General features: G+C 57.3%; 1 protein-coding gene. It reads left to right on the top strand.

Annotated elements, in window-relative coordinates; genetic code table 11:
* On the top strand, positions 1-239 hold a 239-nt coding region (locus ACSV5T_RS10315), incomplete at both ends, for a hypothetical protein (protein WP_438321087.1).

The raw sequence follows: 239 nt of genomic DNA, 5'->3' as shown, positions 1-239 counted from the left end.
CGGCGATCAGCGGCGCCTTGCTGGCCACACGCTTCCCGTTTGAACTGAACTATGTGCTGTCGATTGTCAGTTTGTTTATCGCGGCAGCGTGTAGCCTCGGCCTTGTCGAGCCGAGACGAGTCGTGACAGAGGAACGAATGACATGGGCGGATATCGGGGCAGGTTTTCGCTTCGTGTGGCTCGACCACCAGCTACTTGCCTTGTCGTCGGTGTTCATCGTGACAATCGGTGCGTTCAAC

The sequence above is a fragment of the Veillonella sp. ZSJB6 genome (assembly GCF_051549505.1).
In the GTDB taxonomy this organism is placed as follows: Bacteria; Bacillota; Negativicutes; order Veillonellales; family Veillonellaceae; genus Veillonella.
Note: the sequence above shows the minus strand (reverse complement) of the source record. Positions and strands in the feature narration are given on the sequence as shown.